Source organism: Vibrio sp. 1402 (genome assembly GCF_033340275.1).
In genome coordinates, this window is record NZ_JAWOWE010000542.1 from 1 (window position 1) to 564 (window position 564).

General features: G+C 43.6%; 1 protein-coding gene. It reads right to left on the minus strand.

The window, feature by feature from the left end; genetic code table 11:
- Window positions 1-564: M9 family metallopeptidase N-terminal domain-containing protein (locus R7044_RS27150; RefSeq protein WP_225456220.1), on the minus strand; the 564-nt coding region annotated here is incomplete at both ends.

Below are 564 nucleotides of genomic sequence, written 5' to 3' on the forward strand. Positions count from 1 at the left end.
TGACCTACCGCCTAGCGGGTAGCGCTTTAACAAAGAATCTAAAGTGTCGACAACGACTTTTCTGGTCTCTGCATCTTCAGTTTTTACCAGCCTAGCGAGCTCTCGCGCGGCATTGCCAAGTAGTTGTTCAGAATCCGTGCCTATCGCCCATTCGTTGTTGGTAATAAAACCACTCAAACGATGGATATAACTTGAGTCAGATTCAATCACATCGTAAAACGCTTTGGTTTGTGAGTGTCCAGCCATAGCGACAAAGATATTGTTTATGGCTTTACGGTAGTAATAGCTGTCGCTTTTATCCGCTGAAAAGCTATCAAGAATAGCGAAAACATCGGGTGCGGCGATGGCGAGTTGACGAATACTATCAACAACAATCAACATGGATGCGAGCGCTTCTTGCTGTTCGCGACCTTCAGTTAGAGCGTATGGCGAGCGCAAAAATTGTTGAATGGTATTGGCAATATTTACGCTTAATTCGGATGGGAAAGGTTGTAACTTTTTGGCAAAGGTATCGTGTCGGTTTTTGTAAGCTGCCTTAATGAACTCACCTAAATAGTATATTTG